The organism is Enterococcus sp. NPDC086594 (genome assembly GCF_044746145.1).
GTDB lineage: Bacteria > Bacillota > Bacilli > Lactobacillales > Enterococcaceae > Enterococcus_D > Enterococcus_D entomosocium.
Genome location: NZ_JBIVBP010000003.1, coordinates 291,032 through 310,994, shown reverse-complemented (window position 1 = coordinate 310,994; position 19,963 = coordinate 291,032). Strand labels below are relative to the sequence as shown.

The following is a 19,963-nucleotide window of genomic DNA, read 5'->3' as shown; positions in this document are numbered from 1 at the left end:
TTGAAACGTCCTACACATTGGTTCGTTTGCTTGCTTTGTTCAGTTTTCAAAGGTCTACAGTGCTGTGTTAGCAACTTTTATATCATATCAGAGCGGCAGTTGATTGTCAACTCTTTTTTAAAAGTTTTTTTCAAGAAGTTGTTATTTAACTTCTTTCTTAACCTCAGCGACTTTTTCATCTTACCATCTCAGCCGTTATATGTCAAACACTTTTTTGAAAAGTTTTTTTGATTTATTAAGTTTTTCAGAGATGATATTTTTTCGACTTTGTTATAATAACACTTGTAAAATGTTTCGTCAACAACTAATTTCAAAAAAGTTCAATCAGTGTTTGTTACAAATGTCTTAACAAGGACAAGTAATAATATAGCAATTCTTAAAGGAAAAATCAACTAAAAAAATAGGCTTTTTGGCAACTATTTTTATAAGCGAATTATTCATTGTCAAACGATTCGAACGTTCGCTTATAAGAAGTATTTCACGGCTAAATCTATCAATAATGGATAAAAAAAGAGAACTTAAGCTTTTCGCCTAACGTTCTCTTTTCGTCCGATCTTCCGTTTGAAGAATCGGTATATAAATTCGAAAGATTGTTCCTTGGCCAATGACACTCTCCGCCGTGATTTTTCCTTTATAGCTTTCCAATAGTTGTTTTGCTATAGATAACCCCAAACCATTGCCACCTTTGGTTCTAGCACGAGCTTTATCTACCCGATAGAAACGATTGAAGATCTTATCGAGGTCTTCTTTGGAGATGCCTTCCCCGAAATCTTGGATGGCAATTTCAAAAGATTGACGATCCAATGAAATGGATAGATGAACTTCTTTTCGATCAGTGGAATACTTTACTGCGTTATCCAAGACAATAATAATGATCTGTTCAAAATGATTGCGATAGATTTTCAGCTTCAACTCATGATACAAATCATCATCCAATGTAAAGACAAAATCCGGATACAGTATTTTAAAGTTATTGAACACTTGATAGACAACTTCTTTTGCATTAGTTGTTTCATTTGCATAATGAACATCCACTTGTTCCGCTCTTGAGAGATCCAACATTTCCTGTACTAGCGTCTTCATTCGACTGATCTCTTGCATACTGGCTGCGAGGGACTCATCCAAGATCTCTGGATCATCTTTCCCCCAACGTTGCAAAAGATTCATGTGTCCTTCAATGATTGCTACGGGTGTCCGTAACTCATGAGAAACATCTTCAACGAATCGCTCTTGCTGCTCAATGTACAGGCGCATGCGATCCAACATCTCATTAAATATATCTGCTAAATCAGACAGTTCATCGTTCGTATTTAATTCTGGCATATGCACGGTTGACTGCGGGTTTTTCCGAACAGTTTCCATCGTATCCCGTAATACCTTTAATGGCTGAAGGAAATACGCTGATAAAAAGAACCCGAGTACACTGCTGAGAATCAGAGAGACGACTTCTAAGATAATCAAAGTCAGCAGCAGTTTGCTGCGTATTTCATAAAAAGAAGTCAACTCATAAAATGTTTGAGCATAGCCAATCCGCTCTCTGGTGCCTTTTGAATAAATGGGTTGGATCGAGAGAAAGCCTGTGATACCATCCAGCGTTACGATGGTTGGCGCTTTGCGCTGCGTGTCGATCAGTGCTAAATCATTTTCATGGGTTTTAAAAACAAGGTCCTCATTCAAATTATAAACAAACAGGCTCAATGGTGCTTGGCCTAATTCCGAAATAAAGGAGTCGATTTTCATTAAGTTGCCATCGATCGTTGAAGTGCGATCATAAATGCTCGTCGTCCCCGCATCATTTTTGGTTAAATTACGATACGTTCGGACCAATGTTAGTTCTTGATCCGAATTGGCTAAACGAGAAGCAACCTCTGACATCGTCCGCTCCACATTGTTTTCTTCTTTAGCGACAATCAAATTCACCGATGTTTTATAGGTGATCACGGCAAAGATCGTAAATACGACGAATATAAAGAAAGAACTTGCGAAGGCCCACTTTACAGTTAAAGAAGGCCCCTTCAGTTCTTTTAATTTTTTCATTCTTTTTTTAAGGTTCACGACCGCATCACATAACCTGTACCACGAACGGTTTGGATATAGCTTTCCTCCCCCGGTACATCAATTTTATTCCGTAAGTAGCGGATGTAAACATCGACAACGTTGGTTTCAACTTCTGTCTCATAGCCCCAGACTTTGTTTAATAAAACATCTCTGGCCAAAACGACATTAACGTTTTCCATTAAAGTCAACAATAGCTCATATTCGCGTTTCGTTAGTTCAATGACATCTGTTCCGCGACGAACGACACGATTTTCTTTTTCAATCGTTAGGTCTCGGTATGTGATCGTGGTTTGTTTTGCAACGTTTTTGTCCCCTTCGATATCGATACGGCGAAGCAACGCACGTAAGCGTGCCAGCAATTCTTCAATTGCAAAAGGCTTCACAATATAATCATCGGCACCATGATCTAAACCTGATACTCGATCAATCACGGAATCTCGTGCGGTCATCATGATGATCGGGGTGTTCTTCGATTGACGCACGCGGCGGCAAACTTCTAAACCATTTAACTCAGGAAGCATCAGATCCAATAAGATCGCATCCCATTCATTATTCAGCGCCGCATCCAGTCCCGTCCGTCCGTTGTAATGAACTTCAGTATTATACCCTTCATGCTTCAATTCTAATTCCACAAATCGAGCTAAGTTCTTTTCATCTTCAATGATTAGAATATTACTCATTATTGATAGCCCCTTTATTGATTATTCTGCCTTTAAATTAGACATTATCTGTCTTATTTTATCATGTATCTAAAAAATAAAAAAGAGATTGACCGAAAGTTCTCACTTTCGGCCTTTCTCTTTTGGATTCTCTTAAAGCTTACGCTTCGTCATACCATGAATAATGGAAAATTCCCTCTTTATCTGTCCGTTCATACGTATGCGCTCCGAAGTAATCCCGTTGTGCTTGGATCAAGTTCGCTGGCAAACGATCAGAACGATAAGAATCGAAGTACGCGATCGCAGATGAGAACGTCGGCACAGGTACACCGGCTTGGACAGCTAGTGCAACTACTTCACGTACAGAAGATTGATAACGTTTCGTAATATCTTTGAAGTAGTCATCTAATAGTAAGTTTTCAATGTCGGCATTCTTGTCATAAGCATCCGTGATTTTTTGTAAAAATTGAGCCCGGATGATACAGCCTGCACGCCAAATTTTGGCAATTTCACCAAAAGGAAGATCCCAATCATATTCTTTTGATGCAGTACGTAATTGCGCGAATCCTTGTGCATAGCTCATGATCTTACTGAAGTATAATGCTTCGCGGATCTTATTGATAAACTCTTCTTTGTTTCCTTCAAAAGCAACTGCTTCTGGTTTTGGTAAGACTTTGCTGGCATTGACCCGTTCTTCTTTGTAAGCCGAGATATAACGGGCAAAAACAGATTCAGTGATCAATGGTAGTGGTACGCCTAGGTCTAAGGCACTTTGGCTTGTCCATTTCCCAGTTCCTTTATTACCAGCAGCATCTAAAATCACATCAACGATTGGTTTGCCTGTACCTTGATCGTCTTTGCGAGTCAAAATATCCGCTGTGATCTCAATTAGATAGCTGTCTAATTCGCCTTTGTTCCATTCAGCAAAAATATCAGCCATTTCATCAACAGATAGACCTAATATGTTTTGCATCAAGTCATAAGACTCAGCAATCAGCTGCATGTCCCCATATTCGATCCCGTTATGAACCATTTTTACGTAATGGCCTGCACCGTTTGGTCCAATATAAGTCACACAAGGTGTTCCATCTTCGGCTTTTGCAGAAATTTGTTCCAAGATTGGCGCAACCAATTCATACGCTTCTTTTTGTCCTCCTGGCATGATCGAAGGACCTTTCAAGGCGCCCTCTTCCCCACCAGATACACCTGTACCGATAAAGTTGATTCCTGAGTTTGCCAACTCTTCGTTACGACGAACCGTATCTTTAAAGAAGGTATTTCCGCCATCGATCAAAATATCGCCTTTGTCTAGATGAGGCAATAATTCTTGGATCGTTGCATCTGTCGCAAATCCTGCTTTTACCATTAATAAAATACGACGTGGTTTTTCAATAGATTGAACAAATTCTTCTATCGTATAGGTTGCTTTAAAATTTTTATCTGGATGTTCTTTTACTACTTCTTCTGTCTTTGAACCAGTACGGTTAAATAAGGCAACTGAATAACCGCGGCTTTCGATGTTCAACGCTAAGTTTTTGCCCATAACAGCCATACCGACAACGCCGATTTGTTGTTTTGTCATCTTTCATCCTCCTAAGATTCAATTATCTTTTTCATTATAGCGCAAATGTACCTGCTTTTGAACTATTCTCTTTCGCTGGACAAAAAATATTTCTGAAAAGTTCCATATTCGTCAAAAAAACAAAAAAACCTCAGGCTCCATGGTTAGCCTAAGGTTTTAGAATCCTCTTTCTGAAAAAAAGGAATTATGCTTCTTTTGTTGCTACGTCTTTGCCATCGTAATGACCACAGTTTGAGCAGACATGGTGGCTTTTTTTCATTTCACCACAGTTTGCACATTCGTTCAAACCGTTGATTGTCAATTTGTAATGTGTACGACGTTTTGCTTTCTTCGCTTTCGAAGTTTTTCTAGCTGGTACTGCCATTTTGCTACACCTCCTTGTTAATGAACGCAACCTTGAGGCTGCAATTTATTCCAATCCTACGCGTTATCGTCATCTGATTCAGTGAATAATTCGGATAATTTTGCAAGACGAGGATCAACTTGTTGAGCTTGCGCTTCTTTTTGATTTGCAAAGTCTTCTTCTGACAAAACAGCCCAATCGTTGCCAGATGGCATTGCTGAACCTTGCTTTTCTTCTTCTGTCAGGACTTGCAAAGGAATCGCAAGTAATAGGTTATCAGCGACAGATTCATCTAAGCTGATGGTTTGACCTTCAACGATCAAAACTTCTTCTTCGACGATCATTTCATCGCGACGCTGAAATTGCTCTGGTGTCATGAAGTGTTCATCCACTGAAAAATCAAAAGGAATCGCTACAGGTGTCAAAGAACGAGTAGATGGCAATGTCATCGTCGTTTCTACTTGATAGTGCAGCAAGTATCCTTGCTTATCAACACTCATCAGCCCTTTTACTTTTACAGGAGACAAATCAATGATCTGTCCATCGCGTTTTATCAGTTGACTCTTTAAGTCAAGTGTTTCTTCAAACATCAGCGGTGTCTCTTGGTATTTTTTTAATTCCAATAAAGACCATTTCATTTTTATCACCCCTAAGCAACAAAAGCAATTATACAGGGCTTCTGAGGCTTTGTCAATGAAATTTTCTTGACACCTTTTTCATTTTTGATCGTGTCATTTTAATGCCCTTTCTCAAGGGATTTCGACCCTCTCAAAAAAACAACAGGAAGCGCACAACGTGCACTTGCCTGTTGCTTGATCAATCGTTAAAAATCATTAGATCGCTGTTGTTTCTCCACGATAAACGATACCGCGACGAGAATCAAGAGTAACCAATTCGCCATCTTTGATGGTTGTTGTTGCGTCTTTGGCACCAACGATGACTGGTAGATCTTTCGCGATTCCGACAACTGCTGCATGAGAAGTCAAGCCGCCATCTTCAACAACTAAAGCTGCTGCTTTTTCGATTGCTGGCATATATTCTTTATCTGTTGTTGGTACAACTAAAATCATGCCATCTTTTGCTTTCGCAATTGCTTCTTCGGCACTGTGAGCGATCACGGCATTGGCAACAACTGATTTTTCACCAATCCCTTGCGCTTCAAGCAATTTTGAACCGATCAATTGGATCTTCATGACGTTGGTTGTTCCGCGTTCACCAACAGGAACACCGGCTGTGATCAAGATTAGATCGCCTTCTTTAGCAAAACCTAAATCAACTGCTTGTTTTGCTGCTAATTCAAACATTTCATCAGTTGTTGATGGTTTTTCAGCAACGGTTGGGTAGACACCCCAGTTAAGCATCAAGCCACGTTTTGTACGTTCGTCAAATGTAACAGCTAAAATGTCAGCATCTGGACGATATTTAGAGATCATTTTTGCAGTGTAGCCAGATTCAGTCGCTGCAACGATTGTTTTTACCCCTAGGTTTTTCGCCGCACGAGCAACAGATAAACCGATTGTTTCTGTTACATCTGTTTTATCGAATTGGTTGATTTGGAATGTGCTGTTTTCTGATAAAGCTTTTTCAGCTTCAATGTCGATCCGTGCCATTGTTGCTACTGCCTCAACAGGGTAGTCACCGTTTGCTGATTCACCAGAAAGCATTGTTGCATCGGTACCATCAAAGACAGCATTGGCAACGTCAGAAGCTTCTGCACGGGTTGGACGTGGGTTTTGTTGCATTGACTCTAACATTTGTGTTGCTGTGATAACTGATTTACCAGCAGCGTTACATTTTTTAATGATGCTCTTTTGAACCATTGGTACTTCTTCAGCAGGGATCTCAACACCCATGTCCCCACGGGCAACCATGATACCATCAGAAACTTTGATGATTTCATCGATATTATCGATACCCTCTTGTGATTCGATTTTAGAGAAGATTTGCACATGAGTCATGTCTTTTTCTTCTAAAATTTCACGAATTTCTAAAACGTCTTGCGCTTTACGTACAAATGAAGCGGCAATGAAGTCGATATCGTTATCAAGACCAAAACGGATATCTTCTGCATCTTTTTCAGTAATACCAGGTAAGCTGATTGATACGCCAGGAGCGTTGACCCCTTTACGTGATCCTAACATTCCAGCATTTTTAACAACAACCACTAATTCGCGGGTTGCTTCGTCTTTTTCTTTGATTTCCATGTCGATCAAACCATCATCAAACAAGATGTGTCCGCCCACATGAACATCTTCAAATAAACCAGGATAAGTTACAGCAATTTTTTCTTTTGTTCCTTTGTGTTCTGGATCCATTGAAATGCGTGTTTCATCGCCAACGTTAAATTGGATGTATCCAGCACGACCAAAGTCAGCTTCTGTCGTATTTTGTACAGTTGTACGGATTTCAGCACCTTTTGTATCTAAAAGGATACCGACATCTTTACCAGTTTTCTTCACGGCTTCACGAACCATTGTCATACGCGCTAATTGTTCTTCATGATCTCCATGAGAGAAGTTAAAGCGGAAGACATTCGCACCGGCTTCAATCAGTTGAGAAATAATTTCCACACTGTTACTTGCTGGTCCTAATGTACTTACGATCTTTGTTTTTTTCATTACTAAACGCTCCTATTCATTTATTTAAAATAGCTAATAAGCTTTTTTTACAAAATTACTGTTGCGTTGCTCTAAAAAATCTCTTTAGAATGAGATTTCTTTGTTCAAGTTATACAAGCTAAGATCTGGTTTGTGACGATTGTTTTCAAGGGTTTCGATAATATCAGAAGCAATCATTTCATTGTTTTCGATACCGATACATAGACCGCCTTTGCCTTGTTGCAATAATTCAACGGCATATGAACCAAATTTACTTGCTAACACACGGTCACGAGCGCTTGGTGAACCACCACGGACAACGTGTCCTAGAATTGATACACGGGTATGGAAATCGCCGTATTCAGAAAGTTTGTCAGCAAAATCATTTCCGCCCATCACGCCTTCGGCTAAAACGATCAAGCAATGTTTTTTCCCGCGGTCGCGTCCTTCACGGATACGATCAGCAACAACTTGCATGTCAAAATCATGTTCTGGGATGATGATTTCATCCGCACCACCGGCCACACCTGACCATAAAGCGATATCGCCAGCACCACGTCCCATTACTTCGATCACAAATGTGCGGACATGTGATGTCGCTGTATCACGGATACGGTCAATCGATTCTAAGACAGTATTGATCGCTGTATCAAAACCAATCGTGAAATCTGTTCCTGGAATGTCGTTATCGATCGTTCCGGGAATCCCGATTGCTGGGAAACCGTGGCGAGTAAGTGCCATCGCACCATGGTAAGATCCATCTCCACCAATCACGACTAGCCCTTCGATGCCAAATTTCTTTAATTGCTCGATTCCTTTTAATTGCCCTTCTTGTGTCGCAAATTCTGGATAACGTGCTGAATATAAGAATGTTCCACCACGTTGAATTTTGTCACCAACATCAGCAACATCTAAGCGACGAATGTCGCCTGCGACTAGTCCGGCATAGCCATAGTTGATTCCATATACTTCAAGTCCGTCAAAAATACCCTTTCTGACAACTGCGCGAATCGCTGCGTTCATTCCTGGTGCATCGCCGCCACTGGTTAGAATTCCAATGCGTTTCATTATTCTTTCACCTCATCAAAAGATTTTGTTTAGGGAAGCCCCTGTTTGCTAGTTTTCAAGTAATAACCACGAGACATATTCTACCATTATTCCATGAAAATGTCTTGAAATAGTGGGAAAAAGTTGAAAAAAGTGTAAGTTGAATTATCGTTTTCGGAAAATTACTTGAAAATTACATTTCCATTTCCTAATAATGCCTTCAGTTGTGTGACAAAGTTCGGCTCATCCGTTACCCAGTTTTCTTCTGCTAATAACACTTTTTTGCCACTACTTTCATAAAACATCACCACTGGAATATTTCCTTGATGCTGCTTCATTTCCTTCGACAATGCTTGCAGGTGCGACGTTTCGGCTTCAGCAGAAATCTTTAAGTAGCAAGTTTGTGGCGCAATTTTATTTTGAACGTTTTCTGCTAAGTCTATTTTATCAGCAATGAGTTGGATTTCACCATTGTAACGACTTACCTCGACCTTTCCTTCAATATAGAGAACAGCATTTTCTTCGATCAAGGAACGCACTTGTCGATAAACGATGGGAAAAATCGTTACTGAAACTTCTTTGCTAGCATCCGTTCCTTCAACAAATGCCATCTGTTCGCCTTTTTTTGTACGTATCTCCCGAATCTTGCGGACATACAAAAGGATGCGGACCCGTTCATTCGGAACCAGATCGGCAATATCGGTGATTTGTTTTAATTGATGCAATTTTTGAAACTGTTCTACGGGATGGCCAGACAAATAAACACCTAAGTATTCTTCTTCCAAAGCCAGTTTCTCTTCCAGTTTGTAATCGGCAACGGCTTCTTCTTTTAAAGCCATGGTTTCTAAGAGATCCAAACTGCCGCCACTATAAGTAATATTTTGGATTTTCCCTTCTAGTTGGATCAATGCTTGTTTTCGATTAGGCGCAATCACATCGAATACACCGATGCTCAAAAGCGGCAATAAATAGTCCAACTTTAACCACTTGCTGTTCCGCTGATTCAAGCGAAGTAAAAATTGATCCATGGACGTGAAATTGCCATGCTCTTTTCGTTCTGTCAAAATGTCTTGGATCATGTCGCGCCGAATCCCTTTGATACTGCTGAACCCAAAGCGGATTTGTTTCTCATTTTGCAGTTGAAAACTAAACCCACTGGTATTGATCGATGGTGGCAATACTTCTACGCCATAACGTGCGGCTTCATTTAAGTATTCTTTCATTTTGCTTGCAGTATTGCGTACCGAGTGCAAGATCGAAGCAAAAAAAGGTGCCGGATAGTGCACTTTCAAGTACGCCATTTGAAAGCCGATAAAGGAATAGGCAAACGCATGGGAACGGTTAAACCCATAGTTGGCGAAGCGCTCAATATAGTCATAGACCAAATTGGCGGTCTTCTCGTCATAATGATTGGCCAACGCACCTTGCACAAAATGGCGACGTTCTTCATCCAACACGTCTTTTTTCTTTTTACTGATTGCTCGCCGCAAAATATCTGCCTGTCCTAGGCTAAAACCAGCCATTTTGGAAGCTACTTGCATGATCTGTTCTTGATAAACAATGATTCCGTAAGTGTTTTGCAAGATTGGAATCAAGCTGTCATCCGGATAAGAGACCCGCTCTTGTCCTTTTTTCCGCTTGATAAAAGTATCAATATTTTGCATCGGTCCCGGGCGATACAAGGCATTGACTGCAGCAATGTCTTCGATACTTTCTGGCCCTAGCTTGCGCAAGACATTGCGTATTCCCGCTGATTCAAATTGGAAGATCCCTGCCGTCTCCCCTTTTTGAAACAAACGCAATGTTGCTGGATCATCAAGAGGAATCTCTTTTTGGGTTACGATTTGTTGGCTGATTCGTTTGATACCTTTCAAGGTATTATCAATGATCGACAAGTTTCTCAAACCTAAAAAATCCATCTTCAATAGGCCAATGGCTTCCACGTCATTCATGGTAAACTGGGTCAGCCAAATCCCATCGCTGCCTTCTTGCAAAGGCACCAAATCAAGCAGATTCTTGTCACTGATCACCACACCGGCGGCATGGGTCGATACGTGACGGGGCAGTCCTTCTAAGATTTTGGCGACTTGAAACATTACTTGATTCCGCTCATTGAACGAAACCAGCTCTCGCAGCTGATTGGATTGTTCATAAGCAAGATCTAAGGTCATTTTCAAGGCATTGGGGATGGCTTTTGACCAGCGATTAGCTTCACTTTGCGAGAGACCAAAGACCCGAGAAACATCTCGCAAAACCATTTTGGCCGCCATGGTACCAAACGTGGCAATCTGTGCCATATATTCTTGCCCATATTTTTGGCGCACATACTGTAAAATCTCGTCTCTGCGATTGTCAGGAATATCTAAATCAATATCAGGCATCGTGTAACGTTCTGGATTCAAGAATCGTTCAAACAAAAGATCGTATTTGATTGGATCTACGTCGGTGATCGATAAAACATATGCCACCAGTGCTCCAGCAGCCGATCCCCGTCCAGCGCCGGTAACGATCTCTTGTTGGTGGGCAAAGTCCATGACGTCCCAAATAATCAAGAAATAGTCATCAAAGCCCATCTTATGGATAACGGACAACTCATAATCCAAACGCTGTTCGTACGCCGATGTAACGTGGGCAACACGCTGAGGCAGACGCTCAAAACAAATTTTCCGCAAATAGTCCGCAGCACTTTCTTCGGCTGGTAGCGGGTAATGAGGCAACAGCCGCTGATGCAGCGGCAGCTCGACGGCGCATTCAGCTGCAATCCGCTGATTATTCATCAATGCCTGCGACGCTTCGCCAAATGACGCAGTCAATTGGTCTGCCGGTTGTAAAAAAAGCTGCGTAGTCGCTTGCTCTTTTGCCTGACGAAAGTCTTCAATTTGCGAGCCCTCTTTGATATGGGTCATCACTTTGACTGCAAAGGCTTCTTCTTGTGCTAAAGCCGCGATTGGTTGATACGCACATGGGGCAATGTTTTGCTCGTTAAACCAAGCGATCGTTTCTGGATCTAGCCCTTTGCTAGTAATCCCTAAAAACAAGCTCTCAGAATCAAATTTATGGCTGATTGCTCGCAGTGCTTCTTGATTGGCTTCTAGATCATCGTGCTGAGAAGGCAGAAACCCCTCGCCTTCAGGCAGCAAACCAAAGAGATCCTGCAAAGAATCACAAGCAGCTAAATTCAACTGCTCGGTGATCATTTTTTCACTTGATAAACGCATCAAGGTTTGATAGCCCTTGAGGTTTTTGGCAAATACGTACAATGGAAAGGACATTGATCCCTCTCCGAAGGTACAGTCGAACAAAGCGCCAAAAATCGGCTTGATGCCCTGTGCTAGGCATTGTTGATAAAACTCGACCGCGCCATAGAGAACATTATGATCGGTCAGCCCCAATGTCTGATAGCCCATCTTTTTGGCTTGCTCTATATAGTGAGGAATTTTGATCGTACTTTGCAGCAACGAATAGGCGCTTAAGGTGGTGAGCTGTGAATACATTGAAATCCCTCCAAAAATGAAAATTCTCTTTCTTTCTGCTAGTAAATAGATTTGAAAAACAAAATGAAAAAGTGAAAATCTTTACAATAAATATTTTTGTGATAAACTAAAGTCGAAATGGAAGATACGCAGAAAAGAGGTGTCGTCATGCGTTACCTAGTCACTTTATTTTGGACTTTTGTATTAGGTCAAGTCGTTGGCTATCTAGGCAGCTCACTTGCTGGAGCAACTTATGATTTTCAATTAACTTCAATCATCTCTTTGGTCACAGGTGTGGTGATCATTCTTGTTGGTATTATCGCACCAGCGCCTGAAAAGACAAGCCATTAAAAAAAAACCAGTTACCTTTATTGTAACTGGTTTTTTTTTCTTTTCAACTATTCACTGATGTCCGTTTTACGTAAGCTTTTACGGAAATTAAATCCTGAGATAAAAATATTGATCAGTACAAACCCACTAGTTACCCAAAAGACAGCGGGATAACCAAAACCAGCTGCCACCGTTGAACCGACCATCGGACCTAACACTTGCCCAAAGTTAGAAAACATTTGGTTGTAGCTGTAGATGCGGCTGACCCCTTCCATCGGGGTGATCTTGCTGATCAGTGTATTGATGGACGGCATCAAGGCACCGGTAGAAAAACCAAGCAAGAAGCGTAACACGCCTAATTGAAACGGAGTAGAAACAAAGCCCATCGGAATGAAACAGAAAAATGATAGCACTAAGCCCCCCAATAGTACTTTGTGATTGCCATAACGATCACCGATTTTGCCTAAAAACGGCGAGGAGATAATCGCTGAAACACCGGCAACAGAGACGATCAATCCGCTGACGAACAAAATATTGCCCGTATCCCCGCTTAAATCACGAATATACAATGTGAGGATTGGGCTGATGCTGGTTACACCTAGCTGTAAAATCAGTGACGTAATAAACAAGCCAACAAGCAACTGCATATTTTTGATTTGACCAAAAATTTCTTTGATGGACAGCAGATCGCCCTTTTCAACCGGCTCAAAATCTTCTTGAACGAGAAAAATCGTGAGCAAGAGCGTAATTAGCAGCACGACACCGGTAATGATAAAAACATTTTTCATGCCGAACCATTGCGCCAACGCCCCACCCATGGAAGGACCAATCAAATTCCCTGCGATGGCTCCTGTAGCCAATGTCCCAAGCGCCCAACCGCTTTTTTCTCGAGGCGCCTGCGAAGCGATCAACGCAGTCGCATTTGGAATATACCCCGATAAAATTCCGGTAAAGAAACGCATGATCAATAACCAATAGACATTCGGTACAAAAGCCAAAGAACCCATCGTCACTGTCATCCCCGCAGCCGCGCGAATCATCATTAAACGACGACCTTTTTGATCTGCTAGATTTCCCCAAACTGGAGCAATGATAGCCGCCGCAAACGCCGTTACTGAGATTGCTAATCCAGAAAACAACTCAATTTGACTCTCTGGAGCGCCTAACTCTTCTATATATAAGGGAATGAATGGCATGACAAGACTAAAACTGGCACCCGTAAAAAAACAACCTACCCATGAAATCAGTAGATTTCGTTTCCAATCAATCTTCATTTACAAACCTTCTTTCACAAATACTATACCGTATCGTGAGTAATAATCAAATAAAAAATCTTTCTGCATTTAAAATACAGAAAGATTTTCTTCATTAAACTTAACTGATCAAAGCCAAAATGACAAAGTTTAGGATAAACAACGCATTGACGACCCAGATGATCGGAGACACTTCGTTGGCTTTTCCTTTCACTACTTTCACTAATGCATAGAAAATGAAACCAACAGCGATCCCGTTGGAAATACTGTAAGACAAGCCCATAAAAATAGATGCAAAGAAAGCGGGAACTGCTTCTTCTAGATCAGTCCACTTGATGTCTGCAAAAGAAGCCATCATCATTACCCCAACTAAGATCAACGCCGGTGCTGTCGCTTGTGCGGGAACGATTGAGATCAGTGGAGAAAAGATACTGCTGATCGCAAAGAGTGCTGCCACCACAACGGAAGTCAAGCCCGTGCGTCCACCAGCACCGATGCCAGCTGCTGATTCCACATAAGTCGTTGTATTTGAGGTCCCTACGATGGCCCCTACAGACGTGGCTACGGCATCTGCAAAAAGAGCCTTATCCATTTTCGTATTCAACCCGTTACTATTTTCAACCGCTTCTTCATCTTTTTTCGAAAAGATCCCTGTACGACGTCCAGTCCCGATAAAGGTACCGATCGTATCGAAGACATCTGATAAGCTAAATGCTAAAATCGTCATGATTACTTGAGGGATTTTGGCAGAATCACTGAATAGTGAGCCCATTCCTTCAGAGCCAAACGCAGCGCCAAATGTGATTCCTAGTTCGCTGATGGAACTTCCTAATGAATTCCCGTGCCAATCAATGGCACTTAAATCCACCACACCCATCAAAATACCAATGATCGTCGTTCCTAAAATACCAAAAATAATTGCCCCACGTACATTTTTCACCACTAATAAAGTAGTCACTACTAAACCAATCACTGCTAACAAAACAGGTGCATTATTGAAATTCGCCAAAGCTGGGACGATCCCCCCATTAAAATTGGCACTCACAATCGTCTCACCGTCGACAACTGAACCCGTCACTGCGGCAGTGTCTGCACTGAAGTTTAGCAAGTTGGCATTTTTGATCCCTACATAAGCCACAAAGATCCCGATCCCGCCGCCGATTGCATGCTGCATGCTTTCTGGAATCGCATGAATGATCATTTTTCTGATTCGAGTCACCGTGATAAAAATGTTGATCAGGCCGCAGATGAAAACCATCGCTAATGCTTGCTGCCACGTATACCCCAAACCAAAAACAACGGTAAAGGTGAAGAATGCATTAAGTCCCATTCCAGGTGCTTGCGCGTAAGGCACATTTGCAAATAAGCCCATGATCAGGGTACCAATCACTGAAGCGATGATCGTTGCTAAGAAAACAGCTTGAAACGGCATGCCTGCAGCAGATAAAATCGTCGGATTCACAAACAAAATATAACTCATCGCGAAGAAGGTGGTGACCCCAGCCATCACTTCTGTGGAAACCGTCGTTTTATTCTCCTTTAATTTGAAAAACTTTTCCATGTTATGTTTCACTCCTGAACTTTAATCGTTTCTATGAAAAGAAAAAATGAATAATTGCGCTTTTCATCGAACAATTACAAATTATAAGGGAATAATTTTCGCTTTTCAAACCTTTTTCCGAATAAAACGAACCAAAAACGTTTAATGTTCGTGTTTTACTTTGTAACTATTATGAAAACTTATCGAAAACTTACTTGTATTGTGAAATGACAGAAATATGTTACACTTAAGCCACTACCATAAGAGAATGGAGCGAGTCTTTTGAAACCAAAAATCATCGCCATTGATTTAGATGGCACAACCTTAAATACTGAATCCCAACTTTCCCCTCGCACACGTGAGGTACTGGTTCGCGCCACCAAAGCGGGACACTTTGTTACCATCGCTACAGGAAGACCTTTTCGTATGAGCGATCAATTCTATAAAGAATTGGCGCTCACAACACCAATGGTCAATTTTAACGGTGGGTTGGTCCATAAACCTCGACAAGTATGGGCAAATGAAATGGAGCACTCGATCTCTCGAGAAATTGCGTTTGAGCTCATGGCACAAAAAGAGCAATTGGGGCTGACATTTGTCGCAGCAGAAAATCGCGAAACCTTTTTCATTGATGATTTAAGCGGATTTGATCAACACTTTTTCTTTTCGGGTAATGCTTCCGAAAAAAATCTATTAGCAAATTTAAAAACGGATCCCACTTCATTACTGGTGAAAACCGAAAATGAATTAGCAGAATCTGTTTCTTTACGTATCAAGGATCAATTTGACGATGCAGTCGATGTTCGCACGTGGGGCGGGCCTCAAGCCATCTTAGAGATCGTACCAAAAGGGGTCCATAAAGCACTTGGTCTTTCGGTGATCGCGGATTCTTTGTCTTTGGATCGGCAAGATATCATCGCTTTTGGTGATGAACACAATGATTTGGAGATGCTGGATTATGCGGGTTGGGGCGTTGCTATGGCAAATGGCACGCAACAATTAAAATCAATCGCCAATGATGTTACTGACAAAACCAATGCGGAAGATGGCATGGTCGATTACTTGGAAAAATATTTAGGTCTATAAAAAAAGCCGATGCGGGATTGTCCGCATCAGCTTTTTTTTGCTTCCATATTCAAATCAAAGTGTTTCATAAACGATTTCTTTGGCTTCGGGAATCGATTCATCAATAAAGAATACTTTGTACCAGGTCAAGAATGTAAAGATCGTCCAGATTTTTCGCTGAAGATTCGGTTTTCCTTGGCGATGGTCTTCTAGCATTTGCAAAATCGCTGTTTGATCAAAGAAGGTTGCTGCAAAGTCTGACTCAAAAAGGGCTTTAACTGCTTCATACCCTGTTCCTTCTTTCAGCCATGCCTTGATTGGTACAGGAAAGCCTAGCTTTTCACGGTTTGCCCATTCTTTTGGCAAATGACGGTTTGACGCTTGTCGAAACACATCTTTCGTATTGTTTTGATTGATCAAATATTTCGTCGGGATCGTTTGCGCCAGTTTTTGCATCTCGATATCCAGTAACGGAACCCGTAATTCTAAAGAACTCGCCATGGACATTTTGTCTGCTTTTAACAAAATATCCTTCGGCATCCATTGATGAAGATCCAAATATTGCATCTTGTTGACCTCGTCTTTGAGACCATTGACTTTCTCATAATGAGGCGCAACGATTTCAGCAACAGATGGTCCTTTTTGATACGTTGGTTTTAAAAGCTGTAGTGCTTCCTCTTCTTCAAAGACCAGGGCTTGCCCGATAAAGAAGTCTTGGGCAGGTGCCGTTGCTTCATAAAGATGAATTCGACCATGGAAGTTTTTCATTTTGCCGATTTGACGCCCTAAACGAAAGCGGATGTTTTGCGGCAGTTTTTTCAAGCCTTGGGCAAAAACGCGAACCGCTTTAGAGTTTGTGTGGAAGCCATAGGCAGCATAACCGGCAAATAATTCATCTGCCCCTTCCCCAGATTGAACGACCCGCACTTGCTGTGCTGCTAGGTTGGCTAAAAAGTACAAAGGGACACAGCTTGGGTTAGAATCCGGTTCGTCCAAGTGATACTGAATCAGCGGAAATGCCTCAAAGGACATTTCACCATCGATGACCGCTGCTGTGTTGTTCAAGCCGAGCTTTTCCGTCAATTTGCGGGCTTCGATCGCTTCGTTGTAGGTTTTGTCATCAAACCCAATTGAAAATGAGTGATCTGGGCGCAAGACCGAGGCCACATAACTTGAATCGACACCACTGGATAAAAATGAGCCGACTTCAACATCACTGATTTGATGAGCGGCAATTGATTCTTGGACTGCTTGATCGATTTTATCGACCCATTCTTCTCTTGAATGATTTTCTTTCACTGAAAAATCTGCATCCCAGTACTGCTTGATCGTCAATCCCTGTTCATTAAACAGATAATAATGCCCTTCTTGCAAACGATGAACGCCTTTAAAGAAGGTTTCTCCGTTCAAAGGCGAGTATTGGAACGTCAAATAAGGTTTCAACGCCTCCTGGTTTAGTTCTTTCTTGAAATCTGGATGAGGCAAAAAGCTTTTGATTTCAGAGCCAAACATGAAACTGCCGTTCATTTGCGCATAGTAATACGGTTTGATGCCAAAGTGATCCCGCGCGCCGAAAAGCTCTTGTTTTTGAGTATCCCAGATGGCAAAAGCAAACATTCCCCGCAGGCGCTGCAACACATCAATGCCCCACTCTTCATAGCCATGTAAGACTACTTCGGTATCCGCATGGGTAGAGAAGACATGACCTGCTTGGATCAATTCCTCACGCAATACTTGAAAGTTGTAAATTTCACCATTAAAAATGATTACTTTTGTTCGATCCTCATTAAAAATTGGTTGTGAGCCACCTTCTAAGTCGATGATCGATAAACGACGAAACCCTAATGCCACTCGGTCGTCGGTAAATTTCCCTGAACTGTTTGGTCCGCGATGAACGATCCGGTCCATCATGCGTTCAATAATGATTTCTTTTTGGTCTTTTGAATTGACAAAGCCGACAATTCCGCACATATTTTCACATCCGTTTTCATAATCCATTTTCATTTTTCTAAAGTAAATCATACCATAGAATTCAAGAGATACGATCTCTTTTTCAAAAAAATACAATCAATATATTTTTGCACAAAACACAATTTGAAGATAAACCTTATGATATCAAGGTTTCCAATCATCTCATACTCTCAATCTTACAAATTTGTTATCTAAGAAAATAGCTATCCTCAAAATTCTTAAGAAATTTTTTATGAATACTATTTTTCTGAAAATATACAAAGATACTTTTCCCGAATTTACTGACTCCAGCAAACTTCTTTTGCTTCCATTCTCAGCATTGATTTCCTGAAAATAATCAGTCAGATTTGTTCGTTTGATAGTTTTGTTGGACTATTGTGAAAAAAAGTGTTATTCTAACTATGGAATTTCGTTATCAACTAACCGTTGCCTTTCAATGACAAGTTTTAAGAAAGGAGAATGACTATGACATTCTATAACACAGATCTACAATATCGTGTAACTCTGGATACCAAATTGAATTTATTTATCGTTTTCGATAAAAAAGATGCGAATCATTTTGCGACTGGAATTACGATCGAGCAAGCTGTACAAGAATTGAAAAAAACTGCATAAGGAGTTTATCCAAATGAAGGATACCGATTCGTACTGAAAGCACCTCGCTAAGGAAATAATTAGCTAGGTGCTTTCTTGTTTTTTGGCTCGCTTTTGTCTTTTGCAGCATCCACTTCTTGCTTCTGTCCACTTTGCTGTTCATCTAGCTGTAAGATTTCATCAACAGATCCTTGCGTAATAAACTTACTCAATCCCTGTGCCGCAACTTTTGTATAACGCATAAAATAATCTTTTTCTTCAAAATCCATCTTCTTGCCTCCTACTGATACAACTGTGCTTTTATTAAGTTTACCATCTATTTCACTAGTCATTCTTGAGCGTCATTCCTTTAATACTTATGAATGATCCATTAATAGCATACACGTTACATTTGTCAAATCATCCTTTTCCTCTATTCATGAAAAGACACATCTGTTTTCTGGTACAGAACATAGTACTATTGTCTTTTCAGGAGACTTTTATTTAGGAGGAATTTTTATGGCTACGTTTTTCGCCATTTTGTTTTTCATTGGATTGTTCTGTTTCGTTTTTGGCATTGTCTTATTTTATATTGGGCTTGTAAAACAAAATGCAAAACGAGATCGAAACGTTTTGATCATTGTCGCTTCCGCTTTTATTGCCTTGTTTTCTTATGGTGGCTTGTCCTTCTACCAAGATGTGACATCTTTCGATAGCATCACTGCGCAATTAAGCCTTTCTTTACGTAACGAATCAAGGCAAAGCGAATCCTTTGGCGATGCCGCTGCTTCCATGGAACAACCACAAGGAGAACAAAAAGCTGGCAACAACGAAGCAAGTAGCGCACAACAAGAAGAACCCGCGAACAACGAGCAACATACACCTGAACTTTCTCGTGAAGAAAGAAATGCACTGAATCGTGCAGAAAGATACTTATCCAGCAATGCGTTTTCTCAGTCGAGCTTAAAACGCCAACTACTCTATGAAGATTTTTCTGAGAGCGCAGCAGACTTTGCCGTAGCCACCGTGGATGCCGATTGGAACGAGCAAGCATTGAAAAAAGCGATTCGCTACTCGCAAAATTTATCCTTATCGGATGAGCGTGTGGCGAGCCAACTTTCCTTTGAAGGCTTTACTTCTGAACAAATTGAATACGCCTTAGCACGTTTGCCCGATTGATTCTTTTCGTTTGTTGCAGGACCACAAGCAAAAAAGATATCGGCAAGTTGACGGAACAATTATGCTGTTTTCTAGACCGAGTGTAGGTTAATCGCTTTTCAGATGGTTATCGATCAACCTCGGCAGTCATTTATATTCTTCTGCCCACAACAAACAAAAAAGCCTATCTCGAAAGATAGGCTAAACGCTCCAAAGCGTTGGTATAAGGAGAGTACAGGATTTGAACCTGCGCGCCGGGATGAACCGGGTCGGCGGATTTCGAGTCCGCTGCATTACCACTCTGCCAACTCTCC

The 19,963-nt window shown here is 41.1% G+C and carries 16 protein-coding genes and 1 tRNA gene; 4 read left to right on the top strand and 13 right to left on the bottom strand.

Going from position 1 to position 19,963, the window contains the following annotated elements; genetic code table 11:
• Positions 1 to 531: 531 nt before the first annotated feature.
• From ACIPK1_RS07730 to dnaE, 8 genes are all read right to left on the bottom strand, one after another.
• Positions 532 to 2,037, bottom strand: coding sequence for a HAMP domain-containing histidine kinase (locus ACIPK1_RS07730; protein WP_034872519.1), 1,506 nt, complete (start codon positions 2,035 to 2,037; stop codon positions 532 to 534).
• Between the two features lie 14 nt (positions 2,038 to 2,051).
• On the bottom strand, positions 2,052 to 2,738 hold the full coding sequence (locus ACIPK1_RS07725) for a response regulator transcription factor (protein ID WP_005229193.1): 687 nt from the start codon (positions 2,736 to 2,738) through the stop codon (positions 2,052 to 2,054).
• Between the two features lie 139 nt (positions 2,739 to 2,877).
• Positions 2,878 to 4,299 carry an NADP-dependent phosphogluconate dehydrogenase gene (gene gndA / locus ACIPK1_RS07720; protein ID WP_005229192.1) on the bottom strand — a complete coding sequence of 474 codons (1,422 nt, stop codon included), beginning with the start codon at positions 4,297 to 4,299 and terminating at the stop codon, positions 2,878 to 2,880.
• A gap of 184 nt (positions 4,300 to 4,483) precedes the next feature.
• Entirely contained in the window at positions 4,484 to 4,663 is a 180-nt protein-coding gene (gene rpmF / locus ACIPK1_RS07715) for a 50S ribosomal protein L32 (RefSeq protein ID WP_005229191.1), read from the bottom strand.
• 56 nt (positions 4,664 to 4,719) lie between these two features.
• Positions 4,720 to 5,280 carry a DUF177 domain-containing protein gene (locus ACIPK1_RS07710; RefSeq protein WP_016619881.1) on the bottom strand — a complete coding sequence of 187 codons (561 nt, stop codon included), beginning with the start codon at positions 5,278 to 5,280 and terminating at the stop codon, positions 4,720 to 4,722.
• A gap of 195 nt (positions 5,281 to 5,475) precedes the next feature.
• A complete protein-coding gene (pyk, locus tag ACIPK1_RS07705) occupies positions 5,476 to 7,260 on the bottom strand; it encodes a pyruvate kinase (RefSeq protein ID WP_008377816.1) in 1,785 nt (594 codons plus the stop codon).
• Between the two features lie 84 nt (positions 7,261 to 7,344).
• A complete protein-coding gene (gene pfkA, locus ACIPK1_RS07700) occupies positions 7,345 to 8,307 on the bottom strand; it encodes a 6-phosphofructokinase (RefSeq protein WP_005237177.1) in 963 nt (320 codons plus the stop codon).
• 161 nt (positions 8,308 to 8,468) lie between these two features.
• Entirely contained in the window at positions 8,469 to 11,780 is a 3,312-nt protein-coding gene (gene dnaE, locus ACIPK1_RS07695) for a DNA polymerase III subunit alpha (RefSeq protein WP_218193519.1), read from the bottom strand.
• A 147-nt stretch (positions 11,781 to 11,927) separates the two neighbouring features.
• Between dnaE and ACIPK1_RS07690 the strand changes: the two genes are divergently transcribed.
• Positions 11,928 to 12,110 carry a YjzD family protein gene (locus tag ACIPK1_RS07690; RefSeq protein ID WP_008377814.1) on the top strand — a complete coding sequence of 61 codons (183 nt, stop codon included), beginning with the start codon at positions 11,928 to 11,930 and terminating at the stop codon, positions 12,108 to 12,110.
• Positions 12,111 to 12,157: 47 nt separating this feature from the next.
• Here ACIPK1_RS07690 and ACIPK1_RS07685 read toward each other — a convergent pair whose 3' ends face one another.
• Both ACIPK1_RS07685 and ACIPK1_RS07680 read right to left on the bottom strand, forming a co-directional pair.
• Positions 12,158 to 13,363, bottom strand: a complete 1,206-nt coding sequence (locus ACIPK1_RS07685; RefSeq protein ID WP_016619879.1) for a multidrug efflux MFS transporter — start codon at positions 13,361 to 13,363, stop codon at positions 12,158 to 12,160.
• A gap of 100 nt (positions 13,364 to 13,463) precedes the next feature.
• Complete coding sequence (locus ACIPK1_RS07680) at positions 13,464 to 14,903, bottom strand: NCS2 family permease (RefSeq protein ID WP_005237180.1); 1,440 nt, start codon at positions 14,901 to 14,903, stop codon at positions 13,464 to 13,466.
• A gap of 261 nt (positions 14,904 to 15,164) precedes the next feature.
• Between ACIPK1_RS07680 and ACIPK1_RS07675 the strand changes: the two genes are divergently transcribed.
• Positions 15,165 to 15,968 carry a Cof-type HAD-IIB family hydrolase gene (locus ACIPK1_RS07675; RefSeq protein WP_005229159.1) on the top strand — a complete coding sequence of 268 codons (804 nt, stop codon included), beginning with the start codon at positions 15,165 to 15,167 and terminating at the stop codon, positions 15,966 to 15,968.
• A 54-nt stretch (positions 15,969 to 16,022) separates the two neighbouring features.
• Here the strand turns inward: ACIPK1_RS07675 and asnB are convergent, their stop codons facing one another.
• Positions 16,023 to 17,918: an asparagine synthase (glutamine-hydrolyzing) gene (asnB, locus tag ACIPK1_RS07670; protein WP_061054487.1), complete on the bottom strand. Its 1,896-nt coding sequence runs from the start codon at positions 17,916 to 17,918 to the stop codon at positions 16,023 to 16,025.
• Between the two features lie 465 nt (positions 17,919 to 18,383).
• Here asnB and ACIPK1_RS07665 point away from each other — a divergent pair, with 465 nt between their 5' ends.
• On the top strand, positions 18,384 to 18,533 hold the full coding sequence (locus ACIPK1_RS07665) for a hypothetical protein (RefSeq protein WP_005229155.1): 150 nt from the start codon (positions 18,384 to 18,386) through the stop codon (positions 18,531 to 18,533).
• A 59-nt stretch (positions 18,534 to 18,592) separates the two neighbouring features.
• Here ACIPK1_RS07665 and ACIPK1_RS07660 read toward each other — a convergent pair whose 3' ends face one another.
• The gene (locus ACIPK1_RS07660) at positions 18,593 to 18,781 is read right to left on the bottom strand and encodes a hypothetical protein (protein ID WP_008377804.1); all 189 of its coding nucleotides are present in this window, start codon (positions 18,779 to 18,781) and stop codon (positions 18,593 to 18,595) included.
• 229 nt (positions 18,782 to 19,010) lie between these two features.
• Between ACIPK1_RS07660 and ACIPK1_RS07655 the strand changes: the two genes are divergently transcribed.
• Positions 19,011 to 19,670, top strand: coding sequence for an Ltp family lipoprotein (locus ACIPK1_RS07655; protein WP_008377802.1), 660 nt, complete (start codon positions 19,011 to 19,013; stop codon positions 19,668 to 19,670).
• Positions 19,671 to 19,875: 205 nt separating this feature from the next.
• Here ACIPK1_RS07655 and ACIPK1_RS07650 read toward each other — a convergent pair.
• Positions 19,876 to 19,963, bottom strand: a tRNA-Ser gene (locus ACIPK1_RS07650).

Bases quoted from the DNA above. Each gene is read 5' to 3' on its own strand.
- ACIPK1_RS07730 (WP_034872519.1), bottom strand. From the start codon at position 2,037: ATGAAAAAATTAAAAGAACTGAAGGGGCCTTCTTTAACTGTAAAGTGG.
- ACIPK1_RS07725 (WP_005229193.1), bottom strand. From the start codon at position 2,738: ATGAGTAATATTCTAATCATTGAAGATGAAAAGAACTTAGCTCGATTT.
- gndA (WP_005229192.1), bottom strand. From the start codon at position 4,299: ATGACAAAACAACAAATCGGCGTTGTCGGTATGGCTGTTATGGGCAAA.
- rpmF (WP_005229191.1), bottom strand. From the start codon at position 4,663: ATGGCAGTACCAGCTAGAAAAACTTCGAAAGCGAAGAAAGCAAAACGT.
- ACIPK1_RS07710 (WP_016619881.1), bottom strand. From the start codon at position 5,280: ATGAAATGGTCTTTATTGGAATTAAAAAAATACCAAGAGACACCGCTG.
- pyk (WP_008377816.1), bottom strand. From the start codon at position 7,260: ATGAAAAAAACAAAGATCGTAAGTACATTAGGACCAGCAAGTAACAGT.
- pfkA (WP_005237177.1), bottom strand. From the start codon at position 8,307: ATGAAACGCATTGGAATTCTAACCAGTGGCGGCGATGCACCAGGAATG.
- dnaE (WP_218193519.1), bottom strand. From the start codon at position 11,780: ATGTATTCACAGCTCACCACCTTAAGCGCCTATTCGTTGCTGCAAAGT.
- ACIPK1_RS07690 (WP_008377814.1), top strand. From the start codon at position 11,928: ATGCGTTACCTAGTCACTTTATTTTGGACTTTTGTATTAGGTCAAGTC.
- ACIPK1_RS07685 (WP_016619879.1), bottom strand. From the start codon at position 13,363: ATGAAGATTGATTGGAAACGAAATCTACTGATTTCATGGGTAGGTTGT.
- ACIPK1_RS07680 (WP_005237180.1), bottom strand. From the start codon at position 14,903: ATGGAAAAGTTTTTCAAATTAAAGGAGAATAAAACGACGGTTTCCACA.
- asnB (WP_061054487.1), bottom strand. From the start codon at position 17,918: ATGTGCGGAATTGTCGGCTTTGTCAATTCAAAAGACCAAAAAGAAATC.
- ACIPK1_RS07665 (WP_005229155.1), top strand. From the start codon at position 18,384: ATGACATTCTATAACACAGATCTACAATATCGTGTAACTCTGGATACC.
- ACIPK1_RS07660 (WP_008377804.1), bottom strand. From the start codon at position 18,781: ATGGATTTTGAAGAAAAAGATTATTTTATGCGTTATACAAAAGTTGCG.
- ACIPK1_RS07655 (WP_008377802.1), top strand. From the start codon at position 19,011: ATGGCTACGTTTTTCGCCATTTTGTTTTTCATTGGATTGTTCTGTTTC.